A 14,760-nucleotide genomic window follows, 5' to 3' on the forward strand; every position below is an offset into this window, starting at 1 on the left:
GGTGTCGATCCAGTACTCCCGGTTGCCGCGCATCTCCACCCGGATGATGCCGCGGGTCTTGAGGTCGTGATGCTCCTTGCACAAGCACGCCAGATTCGATTCGATCGTCCAGCCACCGGCCATGGGGTTGGCATGGTTGAACGGCACGATGTGGTCGATCTCGCAGTCCTTCGCGGGTTTCTTGCAGCCGGTGAAGCGGCAGGTTCCATCCAGCATTCGGATGATCCGGGCAAGCTTGCGCCCGGGTTTGTACTTCAATGCACCCCGCGGCGGATGCTTCCACCCGCCATGACCATCCTTGGAAGGTGGCGCTTTCACCGGCGGAGCCGGACCGACATCCTTCTCCCCTAGAACCAGCCGGTTGCCGTTGTCGACGGCTTTCATCAATGCGGCGGCGACGTCCTCGGCCGTGACCGGTCGACCATCGGCCGAGTTGATCAACTCCACCAACGCAGCGATCGCGTCCTGCCCGATCGTCACCAACGCCTTCCACCGGGAACGGCCTGCCAGCGACCGCGACTGATCACCATCGAGCGACCCATACCCCAGCAAGTACCCGGGATCCTTCGACAACCCGAGCAGGGTCGGCAGATCAAGCACCAACTCTGTCCACGCACGCCGGGCAGCGCGCGAAGGCGCAGCAGCAGACGGGCGAGCCGCAGGCTCGGGCTCTACTTCTGGCTCGGGTTCGGGTTCGGCATCTTCAGTAGCCGCAGCGTTGGCGTTCGCGATCGCCTCGAGCACCGCATCGACCTCACCCGCCGGGTCATCGAGCGCCATCTCCTCCAGCTGAGCTTTCGCCCTGATCGCCTCCTCCGCCGTGCACCCCGTGGTCAGACTCGCCATCCCACCCGCCCGACGACGTACGGTCACCCGACGCAACGGATCCGCCGCACCATCATCATCAGGGCGGTCCGGTTCGAACGGCATCAAATGACGATCCAGCTCCTCCGCGAAGATGTTGTCACCCAACAACATCGCATCCTCCGCCAGAACGCCATCGAGATCCATCAACGCATCCCGATACCCACGACTGGCACGATGATAGAGCGCTTTGAGTTTCTCGATAGACAGGTCACCCGCTGAGAAAGCCTCCGCCAGCTCCGGCAGATGATCCAACAACCGCCGACACCGCAACAGATGATCAGCCTGACCAGTCGTGCACCGCCACGCCACCGCGATCTCACACGCCGCGGCCCGCGTCCCATGCTCATCCTCGACCGACGAGACATACCGGTAATACGCCAAACCATCATCAAGACGCGCCGCCCACGCCTGATTCACCTCACGAGTCCCAGACTGCACCCGCGACAACAACTCCGACGCCTCAGCGTCTAACGTTGCGGTCCCCACCCAAGCCATGGTTAGAACATACATTCGAGGTCTGACAACAGCTCGCCACCAATCTCACCAGCCAGGGCGGTGTCGACAAGAGCCGTTCGCCTGCAGCCTGTTAATATCGCTCTCGCGGCCTTCGGGCCGCACGCCGATGTAGTTCAATGGCAGAACGGCAGCTTCCCAAGCTGCACACGCGGGTTCGATTCCCGTCATCGGCTCCACGTTCGACATGCCTCATGCCAGGCCATACGCCCGGGGTCTGCAGCACCCGGGCGCGCACTGACGCTCAACCCCATCAGAGCCTGACAGGTCCCGCAGTTAGCTCCCGTTCGCGTACAGCGCGAGCAGCGGACCGAGAAAAGCAAACACGACCGTGAGGGCGATTTCAGAAGACACAGAGGTTCCTTTCAGCAACGGTTTCACTGGATCGGCAGTCGAGAACGTTCCATTCGACAACCAGCGTTGACAATGTCATCCAACGGCCGATTTGTCAGCAAAACGAAGCATATTTGGTCCAGCTAATGCAGCATTCGAAGTCACCATGTCTGTGCGACAGCCGAACTCAGGTGTCGGCCGCTTGGCGCCCCTCCGCCGCGCTATCCTTCGACAAACGAAGGGACGCGCATTGAATCTCGAAGAATTCCGTCGCATCATCCAGAGCTCGGGGCCGGACGACTGGCACGTGATCAAACACCAGGGCCCGAGTTACCACAACTGGTTCGATGGTTCTCCGGGTGCGAACGGCTATCGCCTCGAGGTGAACAGCCACTACGCGACCGCGTCCTACAAGCCCGACCTCAACATCACGATCGCCTGGGGAATGGGCCTGGATTTCGAGCACGAGGGCGACCAGAGCCACGCCCGGATCTTCGAATGGTCGAAGACGTTCAACGACAAGTCGGTCAGACTCTGCTTTGCCGATTTCTTCTGGTGCGGCGCACTCGTCGACCGCTTCAATTACGTCGTGGCCGACGGCGGTCGCGCGGTCCTGCCGTGGGCGCTGGAGATACGCGGCTTGGCGACGACTCAGCACGAACACGACACTGCAAAACTGATCCATCACCTGGGCGACCACGTCGAAGGCTTCGAGAAGTACTTCCAGCGCGTCGGGTTCACGGTCGAGGGCGGCTAGAGGGCGCCCCTTCCGTCATAGGTACTCCCGATAGAACGTCAACTCCGACTCGCGCGCGTCGATGATGGTTTCGACCTTGCGGAAGCCGTGGGATTCGCCTTCGTAAGCGATGTACCGGTGGGGAATCCCCTTCGCCACCAACGCGTCACGAAAACGTTCGGCCTGGGCAGGCGGAACGATCGGGTCGTCGAGACCCTGCAGGAGCAGGACCGGGCAATTGAGTCCGTCCACGTTGTTCAAGGGGGCACGGCTGCGATAGAGCTCGGCCGCCTCGGGGAGGGGGCCGATGAGCCCGTCGATGTACCGCGATTCGAAATCGTGTGTTTCGGCCACGAATTTCTCCAGTTCGGCCACGCCGTAATACGACGCACCGCAGGCGAACACGTCGGAGGAGGTCAATGCGGCAAGGACGGTCCACCCGCCGGCGGATCCTCCCTCGATGGCGAGCCGGGCACGGTCGGCCAGGCCGAGGTCGGCGAGACCCTCCACTGCGGCGACCGTGTCCTCGACATCGACGATTCCCCACTGCCCACGCAGGCGATTGCGGTACTCGCGGCCGTATCCGCTCGATCCGCCGTAATTGACGTCCACGACTCCGTAGCCGCGTGAGGTGAAGAACGCGTAGACCGGGTCGAGACGAGGGGCCACGTGCGCGGTCGGGCCACCGTGGACGAACGCGATGTACGGAGGCAGCTCACCGTCCGGGCCGGTCTGGTCCGGGTTGCGAGGTGGATAGACAACTGCGTGGACCTCGCGCTTCGGTCCGTCGAACGTGATCTGCTGCGCAACAGGCAGATATTGCTCTGGCGGCACGTCATCGAGGGACAACCGCACATCCTCGAGTTCACCGGACCCGAGATCGAGGATCCGGATGCCGCCCGGCGTCTGAGCACCTGCGGTCCGCAGCAACACCCGTGTTCCGTCGATGTCGAGCAACCCGATGCTCGTGTGATCACCGAGGTCGACGTCATCGAATACGCCTGTGGTCGTGTCGAGCCGGGCCAGGGTGTCGGTCCCGCTCGTCCGAACGGTCAACCACGTTGCATCGCCCGTCCGCAGGTACCAGCCAGCGCCCAGCTGCCACAACGGCGCCCCGATATCCGCCGCCACGGCGCCGACCGACTGCGGCTCACCACCGTCGACATCGAACGTGTAGAGGTTCCACCAACCGCTCCGGTCACTGGTCGCCAGAACCTGACCCGGTCCCGCCCACTCGGGTTGCAGCACTGACTCATCGGCGCCACCGGCGAGGACGACCCACTCACCGGCCACCCCGTCGGCACCCAACGACGCCACGCGCAGTTCCGTTCCGTCCCAGGGCATCTGCGGATGGTTCCAGGCGATCCACGCCAGCCGCGTACCGTCCGGCGAGACCCGCGGATAGGCGAGAAAATCAGAGCCCGACACGACCGAACGTACCGAGGCATCGTCCAATCCGATCGCAACGATGTCCCGGACGATCGTCCCCTCGTCGTCGTGACTCTCACGCACACACCAGACCTCATGGTCGCGCACCGACAGGTCCCCGTAGCGCACCTGCGAGTTGGTGTCGGGGGTCAACGCGGTGCGGTGCCCGCCTTCGACCACGTAGAGACGCTGATCCGAGTATTCGGCGTAGACGAGTCGCGCGTCCTCGGTGACCGCCCATGCCCCGCCGCCGTACTCGTGGACACGTGTGCGCGCGTCGAACGGTGCCTCCAAGATGTCGACAGGCTCGCCGTCGACCCCGGCCCGCCGAATGGCCGTACGTCCCCGCTCGGTCGGTCGGCCCTCTGCCCACCAGACATCAGACCCGACGAAACAAGCTCCGGATACGGGGTGCCCGCTGGCGGCGAGGTCGGCAGCGGTAATGGGCGAGGTCCACGATCCGTAGGGCGCAACAGTCACGGCACGACAGTATCGAAAGTCGGGTCCCTCTCGTCCGCAGGAATCGCGATCGTGACATCGACCGTTGACTCAAACTCGTCGACGCCTTACTTTTGAACAATGTTCACAATGAGGTTCGGGCCCCGAGACCAGGCTTTCTCATGACCAGCCCACGGGTGCTGGTCATCGGCGCGGGTATGTCCGGACTGGCGATGGGCGTCAAACTCAAGGCCGCCGGGTTCGACGATTTCACCATCCTCGAAAAGGGATCCGACGTCGGCGGCGTGTGGTTCTGGAACCGGTATCCGGGGCTCGCGTGCGACGTCCCATCGCTGCTCTACCGGTACTCGTTCCAGAACAAGACCGACTGGCCCAACATCTTCTCTTCACGCGACGACATCCTGGCCTATCACCGCGGCGTCGCCGACGATCATGACCTGTGGCCTCACATCCGGCTCGACTCCGAGGTCGTTTCCGCCCGGTTCGCCGACAACGCCTGGCATGTCGAGACCGCGGCCGGCGACGAGCTGACCACAGACTTCCTGGTTGCCGCGACGGGCGTGCTGCATCACCCGAACCGCCCCGACATCCCCGGTCTCGACGACTTCGCAGGCCCCGTCGTCCACACCGCACGATGGGATCGCGGCCTCGACACCACGGACAAGCGCATCGCCATCGTGGGTGGAGGTTCGACGGGCGTGCAGATCACCGGCGCACTGCAGGCCACCGCGCGCACCCTGACACTCTTCCAGCGCACTCCGCAATGGGTGCTCTGGGCACCGACCACGCTTTCCCAACCGAAGTTCGTCACCGCGGTGTTCCGGCGGAAACCCGCACTGGCTCAAGCATCGTTTCGGGCGTGGGTCCGCGCCAGCGCCCTGTTCACGGACCTGACCATCCATCCCGGCATCAAGCGGCGAGCAGTGCAGAGCTACGCCCGACTCTGCTTACACCTGATCCGCGACCGCGACCTCCGCGAGCGACTGCGCCCCGACTACCAACCACTGTGCAAACGACAGGTGCTGTCCGGCAATTACTTCCGAGCCATTCAGCAGGCGAACGTCGAGGTGGTGACCGACCGCGTCGACCATGTCGATGCGACCGGCATCGTCACCGCCGACGGCAACCATCACGACCTCGACATCGTCGTCCTCGCCACCGGATTCGAAGCCCACAACTACATGCGGCCGATGGACCTGACCGGACGCGATGGCATCACGATCGACGAGGCCTGGAAGAGCGGGCCGCACGCGTTCGCGATGACGAGCATCCCGGGCTTCCCCAACTTCTTCACCATCCTCGGCCCCAACAGCCCCGTCGGCAGCATTCACCTGCAGACCGCGGCCGAGCTGACCTGCGACCACATCATCCGGTGGATCTCGGCGTTCGCGAACGGGGAGCTGACGAGTGTCGAGGTGTCCGAGAATGCAACGCGGCGCTTCAACTCCGATGTGGTGGAAGCCTTGCAGCCGACGGTCTGGAACACCGGCTGTGAGAGCTGGTATTTCAAGGACGACGGCACCGTCGACCTGTGGCCTTTCGATCTCGCGACGCTGAAACAGTTTCTCGGACAGCCACTGTCGTCGGACTACATGATCACGTACCCCGAGGGAGGTGTCCTTGACGACCAAGTGGGGTGACCGCGAGGCACGGCGCCGCGACATCCTCACCGCGGGCGCCGCGCTGCTCGCAAACCAGGGATATTCCGCCCTGCAGATGCGCGATGTCGCGAAAGGCGCGGGTATCAGTCCCGGCACGATCTACACGTACTTCTCCACCAAAGAGGCTCTCTTCGCCGAGCTCTATGCCGAGCGTCTCAATCTGCTGCACAACGTGATCGAGCCCGAATGCGCGACCGCGGACGATCCCGTTGCCCTGTTCGTCCTGGTGGCCACCGAGTATCTCGACGTGTACCGGATCTACGGCCGTGAGCTGAACATCTGGTCGTTGCTCGCCGGCACAGATGTCACCGCATCGTCTGCCCATACGGAAGCTTTGACCTCGGCCGCTCTCAAGGTGTTGGCCGTGCTCCACACTTCTCTCGATCGCATGTGTTCGGCAGGGCCCGAGGCCGAAAGAGTGGACATCACAAGCGCTCTGATGCTGCTCTGGGCCACCATCACCGGCCTCGCCGATCAGTTCACCGGCGTGCGGCAGCACCTGCATACCCATGACTGGGACGCCGCCGCACAGTTCGCCGCGACCACCTTGACACGGGGCATCGGCTTGCGCCCGTGATCAGTCCCGGTCGTCGGCAGCGAACGCGGTCACATCGATGACCAGATCGGCATGCTGACGCCTTGCCCTGGTCCGCTGCGCATTGCTCTCGTCCGGACCTTCGGCCCAACGCCACGCCGCGGATTCAGACATTCCGAACCTGATGTGCCGCTGCACGAGCCGTTCGAGCCGAAGGTCATGCGGCGCTTCGATATACCAGACCTCATCGAGCAGAGAGCGCAGCCCTGACCACGGCTTGTCGTCGTCGAGCAGGTAGTTGCCTTCCGTGATCACAACCGGCACGGCGGCGGGTACCGCGATCGAACCGGCGATCGCCTCCTCGACCCCGCGCACATAGTCGGGGGCGTAGACCACTGGCTCGTCCCGGTCGCGAAGCCGCCTGATCAACTGCAGATATCCGAACGCATCAAAGGTATCGATCGCTCCTTTTCGGCCGGCTCTGCCGAGGTGCGCGAGTTGCTCATTCGAGAGGTGAAAGCCGTCCATCGGGACCACCATCGCGTCGCCGCCGAGGACATCGGACACGGCAGCGGAGACCGTGCTCTTCCCCGACCCCGGCTCACCGACGATCCCGATCAGCACCCGTTCACGCTTCTGGCGTAGCCGTTCGATCCGGTCGACCAGCTCCGTAGGCCGTGTGATCACCCTGCCGCCTCTCGTGAAAGCTCATCGTTTCCACAGTTCTAACGCCGATTATTCGTTATGGTTGATCCGTTTCGAGGGGTCGTGCATTGCAACAGGTTGAAGCCACCGACGTGTTGCCTGAACCCATTTCGTCCGAGGTGGGCATACCGTCCAACGGAGGATCTGCGATGACCCCTACGAGAACAGCCACGTCTGCACCGCGCGGGTGGACCGGCCGCCTTCGCACCTTACTCGTCGTCGTCCCTTCAGCCTTGGCGCTTGCGGCTCTGAGCACGCCGAACGTCGCCTCCGCCGATGAAGTAATTCAGGGCTGCACGATTGTCGAAGACCCTTATGTGGCCGAATACACGATCTGTCGAAACATGGATCTGTCCGGGATCAATCTGTCGCAGCGCCAAATGCAGTATGCCGACTTCACCGGCTCTGACCTCTCGAATGCCAACCTGTCACTTTCCGACTGGAATTTCACCAAATTCGACGGAGCTGATCTGACCGGAGCGAACTTCTCCGACACAACCACCTATCGGTCGGCCTTCAACGATGTCGACCTCACGGGAGCCGATCTCACCAGGACTTTCTGGGCCGAGACCTCCGCGCAACGAATCGTTCTGGTGAACGCCACGCTGACCGACAGCATCTTGGGGTACGTCGACTTCACCAACGCCGATCTGACCGGAGCGAATCTCACCCGAGCGAACTTCGGAGAAAGCACGGTCACCGGCGCGAACTTCACCAGGACCCTTCTACTCCCGTCTGACCAGCAACTCCCCGATGCCAGCGCGGGCACGATCGTGGAGTGGACCGTGCCACCTGGACTGTCGGGTGCGGCCGTGACGGAATGCACGCCACCGTCAGGCAGCGCGTTTCCCACGGGAACCACCACGGTGCGATGCGTTGTTGCGGGCACCAACGGCCAGGGCTTCGGCACCTTCACCGTCACGATCGGTCGAGAAGTACCTTCGGGGGGATCCTCCGGTTCATCAGGATCGTCCGTAGGTGGGCTGTTCGGCGGCATCCTCGGGTAACCACGAATCGTTGCGGAAGCGAGACTCGCAAACCCCCGCACCTCTGGAACACTGACGCATTGAGCCCCACCAGTCACATCAGCACCAGGGGTAACAAAGTCCAGTCGGATGAGGGGACCCATGCGCGCTTTGCGGGCAGCAACGATCGGATCAACCGTGCTCGCCCTGGCTGCGGCAGGAACCGTCGCACTGGCAGCACCCGCCGCAGCCGCACCCTGCGGGAATCCGGGAACCAGCGGTTCCAGCGGCATCCCCGGGTTGGGCACCGGAAGCAGCGGTGGACCCGGCGGTCAAAGCGGCCGTGGACCTCAGGGAGCGCTGCCTCGGTTCAACGGCGCCACCACCAAGACCGTTTCCTGGGTGACCGGCCCCCGCAGCGAGAACGACACCCTCAACAGGTTCGGGATCTCTGGCACCGACCTCGGCATCAGCTGGAAGAACGCGCAGGGTCAGACCCTGATGGCGTACGGCGACACCTTCGGAAACTGCAACGCACCCGGCCAGGAGTGGCGCTTCAACGTGCTGCTGCGATCAAATGACAACGACCTGGCAAATGGCATCACGGTCCCCAACGCGCAACCCGGGAACGTCACGTCCGGATCGGTCGTCTCGGCCGACCGGCCGAACTTCGCCCGGCAACTGATCGAAGCCGTCGGGGTCGATTACGTCGAGGTCACCAAGATCCCGACCGCCGCGATCTCGATCGGGAACAAGCAGTACATCAACTTCATGTCTGTCCGTAAATGGGGCGACGCCGGGCGCTGGGACACCAACTATTCCGCGATCGCCGAGTCGGGAGACAACGGCCAGACGTGGGAGACCAAGCTCGACACGATCCGCGTCAACGCACCCGTCACCGTTCCGACCGTCCGGCAGGTGCAAGCAGACAACGACAAGTTCCAGATGAATGCCTACGCGAAGGGCAAGCCCGGCGACGACTACATCTACCAGTACGGAACCCCGAACGGCCGCTTCGGCAGCGCATACCTCGCCCGGGTGAAGCCGGCCGACTTCTTGGATCTCGCCGCCTACGAGTACTACACCAACGATTCGGCAGATCCGTGGAAGCAGGAACTCGGCAACCTCAAACCCGTTCTCACAGCACCGGTCAGCGAGATGTCGGCCTCGTGGAACGAGTACCTGCAGAAGTACATCGTGCTGTACGGCACCAGCGATCTGGGCGGCGGCACGGTGATCCGGACAGCGGACAAGCCCGAGGGCCCGTTCGGTCCACCTACGACCCTGTACAACTCGCTGCAGCTACCAGGGGTCTACGCACCCTTCATCCATCCGTCGTCGTCGGGGAAGGACCTCTACTTCACCGCATCGAGTTGGGGCAGCTACAACGTGATGTTGCTGCGCACCGACCTCACCAAGGTCCGGACAGGCTAGCGCCCTTGCGCCAGCACATGTAGCGAGTCGTTGCGCCGCAGCGAGAAGAAGTACGGATCCGCGCCGCGCAGATCCATCAAACCGATCACGGTTTCGTCGTCGATCTTGCGGAACACGTCGTTGATCGGGTGCGCGTCGTAGACCATCGTCGCCGATCCCACGCCGCCGTACTCGGTGGTCCGTAAGCGGGCCTTGGGCTTCTTGGTGCCCATCACGGGTCGCGAAGCGGTGACCAGACCGGCCAGCGAACGGCCCTCGAGCGATGGCAACGGCGCCTTCATCAACAACCCGAACGGCAGCCGGCGCGGATCGAGCGCCCACAACGCGCGCCCGTCGGCAGTCGGAAACAGCAACGGATGCACAGTCTCGGTGTCGATGAACGCCTTCCCCCACCAGCCACTCGCAGCGAGCATCCCGTCCATCCGGTGGCCGGTACGCAGTTCCGCGCCCTTCCAGGTGCCGATCATGAAATCGGGTTCCACCGCGGGAGCATTGTCGAACACGTCTTGCGCCTGCGCGACGGTGGCCTGCTGCTGAACGATGATTCTCTCGGCTGTCGACATGGACGCCAATCTAGACCACCAGGCCTCGGATGCCGAGAAGGTCGCATGCCGAGCACCCGCCGAGCTCCGACGCGAGTGGGAGCAGCAGAGTCCCAGGTAGGGTGGAAGATGTCCGATTTCACCGGGGGTGAGAATCGAAAGGTACCACCGTGGAGCTGTTGCTGATCTTCGCCGTGATCGCTGTTGTCGTCGGAATCGTCGTCCTGGCCCGGGGTCAGGGCACGAGCCGGCGCCGGAGCGCGGAGTCGATCCTGGCGGACGCGAAAGCTGATGCCCGCCAAGCGATCGAACGGCTCGGCGGGCAGGTCTACGCCCTCATCGGCTCCAACGAACCCGCCAAGTCCGCTCTGTCCGACGCCTCGGAGAGGTTCAACGCCGCCGGTTCGCAGATCGAGCAGGCATCCACGCCCAAGCAGGCCCAGCTGGCCAAACAGACTGCGCTGGAAGGCCTTTACTACATCCGCGCAGCCAGACTCGCGATGGACATGGATCCGGGTCCCGAGATCGCCACACTTGACGGACAGAAGTCCTCCGGCGAGGTCACCGAGAGCCGCGACATCGAGTTCGAAGGCCGCAAGGTCTCGGCATCACCGAACCCGTCCGACAAGACCCCGAACTACTATCCCGGTGGCCGCGTCGCAGGACGTCCGGTGCCGGCCGGCTGGTACTCGGAGCCGTGGTGGAAGCCGGCATTGGTTGCCGGCGCCTGGGGCGTGGGCTCGGTCTTACTGTTCAGCGCCATGTTCGGCGGGATGGCAGGCGTCGGCTATGACAGCACGGCCTTCGAGAGCGGCTACGGCGACGGCTACCAGGACGGTCTGGACACGGGCGGCGACCAGGGTGGCGATGTCGGTGGAGACCAGGGCGGCGACGTCGGTGGCGATTCCGGCGGTGGCGATGTCGGTGGTGGGGACTTCGGTGGTGGCGACTTCGGTGGTGGGGACTTCGGCGGTGGCGGCGACTTCGGTGGTGGCGACTTCGGCGGCGGAGATTTTGGCGGGTTCTGACCCGGTCACCGAAGGCAGCCTGCGGTCACCCGAAGATGGAGGTCAGCGCAGGCGCGACGTCGTGGTGATCCCGGATCACCCGGCACCGTCCGCGGCCGACGACCCCCAGATCGCGGCCGAGATCCAGGTCGTTCTCGCCCGAGGTGTCGAGCAATACATCGAGTCGCGGCAACCGCGCCGCCACACCACGAGGATCCGGCCCCGCGTTGTGTACGCAGTCACTGAGCAGCAGGACCCTCGCGTCGGCGGGTGGCACCCCGGCCAGTTCACGCGCCGCGACCTCGAGTGCGAACGCGACATTGGTCAGCCCTTGCGTCGGCAGGGTCAGCAGCTGATCGAGCACGGTCTCGGGACCCACCCTCTCCCCCAGCCGGACCAGAAGCGCGGCGTCTGACCAAAAGGCCACCACTGCAACGTCATCGCGCGCCAGTTCCCCGACCATCGCACCGACCGTGGCCGCCGCTGTCCGCACCTGCTCACCTTTGGTCGAGCCTGATATGTCGACGACGAGAACGATGGACCGCCGGTTGCGGACACGCTCCCTCACGAGAATGTCGTCGTCGGTCGGCAGCGGGTTACCGGCAATCGCTTCCAGGGTCGCGTCGAGATCGAGCTCGTCCGTCCCACCTCGCCAGCGCATGGTCGTGAGGGTGCCCGCACTGGCGCGCCGGGCACGACGCTGTCTCATCGGTTGCGCGAGAGCGAGTCTGCGCGCGATCTGCCTCGCACGCCGGCGACCGGCCTCGTCGATGACCAGGGCCCCGCCGGTCGCCGAGAGCTCACCTTCGTCGTTCGTTTCTCCCGGCGCCGACGACCCGGGGAGCTGCATCGGTTTACCCGATGGGCCTCCCTTGGGGGTCAGCGAGAACCCACCGCGACCACCGGCCGCAGGCTGCAGCAGCTCAGGTTCTTCATCGAGCTGCTTCGGTTTTCGCCGCAACGGCCTCATGTGGGCGCGGTCGTGTCCGGCACCCTTCTTCCCCGGACGCGACAGCGGACTGTCGGCCGGAACGGCTCTTCAACCGGGTTCGGCAGCAGCAGGCAGGAGGATGAAGTGGTCCTGCCAGATCTGGTGCAATACCGCTTCTGGTGTCTCGAATGCGGTGTCGTCGAGGTGTATTCGACCGGACAGCGCCACCATCATGGCGTCCAGCACCACAGCCGTGTAGTCCTCGGGCAACCCGCGCGGCGGATCCACAGAATCGACTGCAGGCAACTCCACACCTCGCATCTGTGCGAGCTGCGCCACCATCAGCGCGAGGTCGATGGCACCTCGGACGCTACTTCCCTGACGGATGTCGTCGCGCTCGCGCGTCGCCCTGGTCACCGCGACGGCATCGGCCACGACGCGGGACGACTCGACCTTGGTTCGGCGGAGGACGATCTCACGTTCGGCCGCCGCATCCTGGTAGGTGATGACAAGCCGGCACATCCGGTCGTGGACGGACGTCGACAGCCTCGTGGTGCCGATGTTGTCGTACGGGTTCATCGACGCCACGATGCGGAACGTCGGTAGCGCGGTGACGCTACCGACCCGCGGCACGGTGATCACCCGCTCGGCCATCGCCGTGAGGAGGGTGTTCAACGTGTCCTCGGGTGCCCGGTTGAACTCCTCGATGTAAAGGAAGCCACCGGTGCGCATCGCCTCGATCAGTGGACCCTCGACAAAGTTGTCCGCCGTGTAGTCCTCTCGAAGTACCCGGGCCGGATTGTGATGGCCCACAAGACGGCTCGGTGTCAGATCCGCGTTGCCCTCGACAAACACCAACGGGATGTCCCATTCGGAAGTGATGGCGCCCAGCAGCGTCGACTTGGACGTACCCGGCGGACCCTCGAGCATCAGGTCACGGCCGGCAGCGACCGCGGCGAGCAGGAGGTCGGTCTCCCGCTCGCGGCCGACCACCTTGTGCGCGATCCGCGACCGCACCTCCGACAATGACGCCGCTTCGACCACCGAGCCGTTGTTGTGCACGCCCTAGAGTCTTCCACCTGCGTCGACAACGTGTGTGGTCCCGGTCACGTAACGGCCGGAATCGGACACCAGATAGAGGACCGCCTCGGAGATGTCCACGGGTTCCACCATCGTCACCGGAAGCCGGTTCATCTGGGCAGCGGCCTCGTCGAAGTCCGCACGGGTCGGATTCTCCAGGTCGGGCCGGAACAGCTTGTAGGTCGGCTCGTTGAGGATCATCGGCGTGGCGACTGTGGTCGGGTGGATGCTGTTGACCCGGATGCTCTGCGGCCCGAGTTCTTTCGCCAACACGCTCATGAGCCCGACCAGTCCGGACTTCGCCGCGGAGTAGTGGGCGATGTTCTCGTTGACGCTGATCGAGGCCAGGGAACTGGTGATGACGATGGAACCACCACGGCCGCCCGCAACGATGTGAGGCGCTGCCGCACGGATCGACTTCCACACCCCGGTGAGGTTGATGTCGATCATTGTCTGCCACATCTCTTCGTCCATCTCGAGCGCGGGCGACATGCTGTTGATCCCGGCGTTCGCGATCACGATGTCGAGACGACCGAGGGCCGCCACCCCGTCGTCGGCAACCTTCTTCAGGCCCGCGAGGTCGCGGACGTCGGCTTCGGTCGCAATGATCCGGCGATCGAGGGCCTCGACCTCCTTCACCGTCTGCTCCAGATCCGCAGCAGTGGCGGTGTCGTACGGAACGGTGGCGACCTGCTTCGCGGTGTCGACCGCGATGATGTCCGCCCCTTCCTGCGCGAGGCGGATCGCGTGACTGCGCCCCTGGCCTCGTGCAGCGCCGGTGATGAAGGCGACCTTGCCCTCGAGTTTGCCCATGTCGACCACTTCCCTCTCCTTGTGACCCAGCTCTCACTTCGAGGTTATGTCACCTAGTGCCAGAACGCTAGGGGGAGATTTCCGACGACACTGCACAACGGAGGACGGAGGTGAGACGATAGCGAGATGGCAAGACGGGGAGGTCCACGCCGTGGTTACAGACACAGTTGATCGAGGGGGTCGACCCGCCGCCACCAGCGCTCACGAACTGGCAGCCGCAGCCCAGAAGTTGTTCATCGAGCACGGCTTCGAACAGACCAGCGTCGAGGACATCGCGACAGCGGTAGGGGTCAGTCGCCGCACGTTCTTTCGCTACTTCGCGACGAAGGCCGACGTGCTGTGGGTGCAGTCGGACGCCGAGTTCGGCAGGCTCACGGCCTTTCTGGCCGCCGATGACGGCACCGCTTCGCCCCGCGACGTCGTCGAGGCCGCGATAGTCTCGGCGCTCGCGTTCGGCCCCGGCGACGAGCAGTGGGCCCGGCACCGCACCCAGCTGGTGCTGACCGTTCCCGCGGTGCAGTCCCATGCGTCGGAGTTGTACCGGCAGTGGCGCGAGGCAGTCGCCGACTTCATCCGCCGTCGTGGTCTCTGGCGGGGCGACGACCTGTTCACAGTCGCTTTCGCCCACTCCACCACCGCCGCCATCATGGCCGGTCACGAGTACTGGGTATCACACCCGGAAACGTCGCTGCCGCAATGCCTTCGGTCGTCTATCCAGCTACTCGTACCCATGGGACCACCGTCACCCTGA

General features: G+C 64.3%; 14 protein-coding genes and 1 tRNA gene. 8 read left to right on the plus strand and 7 right to left on the minus strand.

Features of this window, described 5'->3' with window-relative positions:
- On the minus strand, nt 1-1,362 hold a 1,362-nt coding region (locus BH683_RS28535), incomplete at its 3' end, for an HNH endonuclease signature motif containing protein (protein ID WP_168187135.1).
- Nucleotides 1,363-1,485: 123 nt separating this feature from the next.
- Between BH683_RS28535 and BH683_RS26425 the strand changes: the two genes are divergently transcribed.
- Together BH683_RS26425 and BH683_RS26430 are read left to right on the plus strand one after the other, a co-directional pair.
- Nucleotides 1,486-1,559: transfer RNA gene (locus BH683_RS26425), tRNA-Gly, on the plus strand.
- A 404-nt stretch (nt 1,560-1,963) separates the two neighbouring features.
- On the plus strand, nt 1,964-2,470 hold the full coding sequence (locus tag BH683_RS26430; RefSeq protein WP_084839284.1) for a hypothetical protein: 507 nt from the start codon (nt 1,964-1,966) through the stop codon (nt 2,468-2,470).
- A 15-nt stretch (nt 2,471-2,485) separates the two neighbouring features.
- On the opposite strand, the gene BH683_RS26435 is transcribed toward BH683_RS26430, so the two are convergent.
- Entirely contained in the window at nt 2,486-4,357 is a 1,872-nt protein-coding gene (locus BH683_RS26435; protein WP_084839285.1) for a prolyl oligopeptidase family serine peptidase, read from the minus strand.
- Nucleotides 4,358-4,497: 140 nt separating this feature from the next.
- Here BH683_RS26435 and BH683_RS26440 point away from each other — a divergent pair, with 140 nt between their 5' ends.
- Both BH683_RS26440 and BH683_RS26445 read left to right on the plus strand, forming a co-directional pair.
- A complete protein-coding gene (locus BH683_RS26440) occupies nt 4,498-5,976 on the plus strand; it encodes an NAD(P)/FAD-dependent oxidoreductase (RefSeq protein WP_084839286.1) in 1,479 nt (492 codons plus the stop codon).
- Nucleotides 5,957-6,574 (plus strand): TetR/AcrR family transcriptional regulator, encoded by a 618-nt coding sequence (locus BH683_RS26445; RefSeq protein WP_168187136.1) that lies wholly within the window; start codon nt 5,957-5,959, stop codon nt 6,572-6,574. The genes BH683_RS26440 and BH683_RS26445 overlap by 20 nt, the downstream gene beginning before the upstream one ends.
- On the opposite strand, the gene BH683_RS26450 is transcribed toward BH683_RS26445, so the two are convergent.
- The gene (locus BH683_RS26450; protein WP_084839287.1) at nt 6,575-7,219 is read right to left on the minus strand and encodes a nucleoside/nucleotide kinase family protein; all 645 of its coding nucleotides are present in this window, start codon (nt 7,217-7,219) and stop codon (nt 6,575-6,577) included. It abuts the gene before it with no gap.
- A gap of 167 nt (nt 7,220-7,386) precedes the next feature.
- Here BH683_RS26450 and BH683_RS26455 point away from each other — a divergent pair, with 167 nt between their 5' ends.
- Together BH683_RS26455 and BH683_RS26460 are read left to right on the plus strand one after the other, a co-directional pair.
- Nucleotides 7,387-8,244, plus strand: coding sequence for a pentapeptide repeat-containing protein (locus BH683_RS26455; RefSeq protein ID WP_143696141.1), 858 nt, complete (start codon nt 7,387-7,389; stop codon nt 8,242-8,244).
- 120 nt (nt 8,245-8,364) lie between these two features.
- A complete protein-coding gene (locus tag BH683_RS26460) occupies nt 8,365-9,636 on the plus strand; it encodes a DUF4185 domain-containing protein (RefSeq protein WP_084839289.1) in 1,272 nt (423 codons plus the stop codon).
- On the opposite strand, the gene BH683_RS26465 is transcribed toward BH683_RS26460, so the two are convergent.
- Nucleotides 9,633-10,199: a DUF4334 domain-containing protein gene (locus BH683_RS26465; RefSeq protein ID WP_084839290.1), complete on the minus strand. Its 567-nt coding sequence runs from the start codon at nt 10,197-10,199 to the stop codon at nt 9,633-9,635. The two genes, BH683_RS26460 and BH683_RS26465, sit on opposite strands and share 4 nt — an antisense overlap.
- Nucleotides 10,200-10,348: 149 nt before the next feature.
- On the opposite strand from BH683_RS26465, the gene BH683_RS26470 reads away from it, so the two are divergent.
- Nucleotides 10,349-11,206 (plus strand): hypothetical protein, encoded by an 858-nt coding sequence (locus BH683_RS26470; protein ID WP_084839291.1) that lies wholly within the window; start codon nt 10,349-10,351, stop codon nt 11,204-11,206.
- A 25-nt stretch (nt 11,207-11,231) separates the two neighbouring features.
- On the opposite strand, the gene BH683_RS26475 is transcribed toward BH683_RS26470, so the two are convergent.
- The 3 genes from BH683_RS26475 to BH683_RS26485 form a co-directional block, all read right to left on the minus strand.
- A complete protein-coding gene (locus BH683_RS26475) occupies nt 11,232-12,155 on the minus strand; it encodes a VWA domain-containing protein (RefSeq protein ID WP_084839292.1) in 924 nt (307 codons plus the stop codon).
- A 69-nt stretch (nt 12,156-12,224) separates the two neighbouring features.
- Nucleotides 12,225-13,178: a MoxR family ATPase gene (locus tag BH683_RS26480; protein WP_246833609.1), complete on the minus strand. Its 954-nt coding sequence runs from the start codon at nt 13,176-13,178 to the stop codon at nt 12,225-12,227.
- A 3-nt stretch (nt 13,179-13,181) separates the two neighbouring features.
- Nucleotides 13,182-14,009 (minus strand): mycofactocin-coupled SDR family oxidoreductase, encoded by an 828-nt coding sequence (locus BH683_RS26485; protein ID WP_084839598.1) that lies wholly within the window; start codon nt 14,007-14,009, stop codon nt 13,182-13,184.
- A gap of 151 nt (nt 14,010-14,160) precedes the next feature.
- Between BH683_RS26485 and BH683_RS26490 the strand changes: the two genes are divergently transcribed.
- Nucleotides 14,161-14,760 carry a TetR family transcriptional regulator gene (locus BH683_RS26490; RefSeq protein ID WP_246833610.1) on the plus strand — a complete coding sequence of 200 codons (600 nt, stop codon included), beginning with the start codon at nt 14,161-14,163 and terminating at the stop codon, nt 14,758-14,760.

It is taken from the genome of Williamsia sp. 1138 (assembly GCF_002095435.2).
Taxonomy (GTDB): Bacteria; Actinomycetota; Actinomycetes; order Mycobacteriales; family Mycobacteriaceae; genus Williamsia.

Bases quoted from the DNA above. Each gene is read 5' to 3' on its own strand.
- BH683_RS26485 (WP_084839598.1), bottom strand. From the start codon at position 14,009: ATGGGCAAACTCGAGGGCAAGGTCGCCTTCATCACCGGCGCTGCACGA.
- BH683_RS26455 (WP_143696141.1), top strand. From the start codon at position 7,387: ATGACCCCTACGAGAACAGCCACGTCTGCACCGCGCGGGTGGACCGGC.
- BH683_RS26460 (WP_084839289.1), top strand. From the start codon at position 8,365: ATGCGCGCTTTGCGGGCAGCAACGATCGGATCAACCGTGCTCGCCCTG.
- BH683_RS26440 (WP_084839286.1), top strand. From the start codon at position 4,498: ATGACCAGCCCACGGGTGCTGGTCATCGGCGCGGGTATGTCCGGACTG.
- BH683_RS26475 (WP_084839292.1), bottom strand. From the start codon at position 12,155: ATGAGGCCGTTGCGGCGAAAACCGAAGCAGCTCGATGAAGAACCTGAG.
- BH683_RS26465 (WP_084839290.1), bottom strand. From the start codon at position 10,199: ATGTCGACAGCCGAGAGAATCATCGTTCAGCAGCAGGCCACCGTCGCG.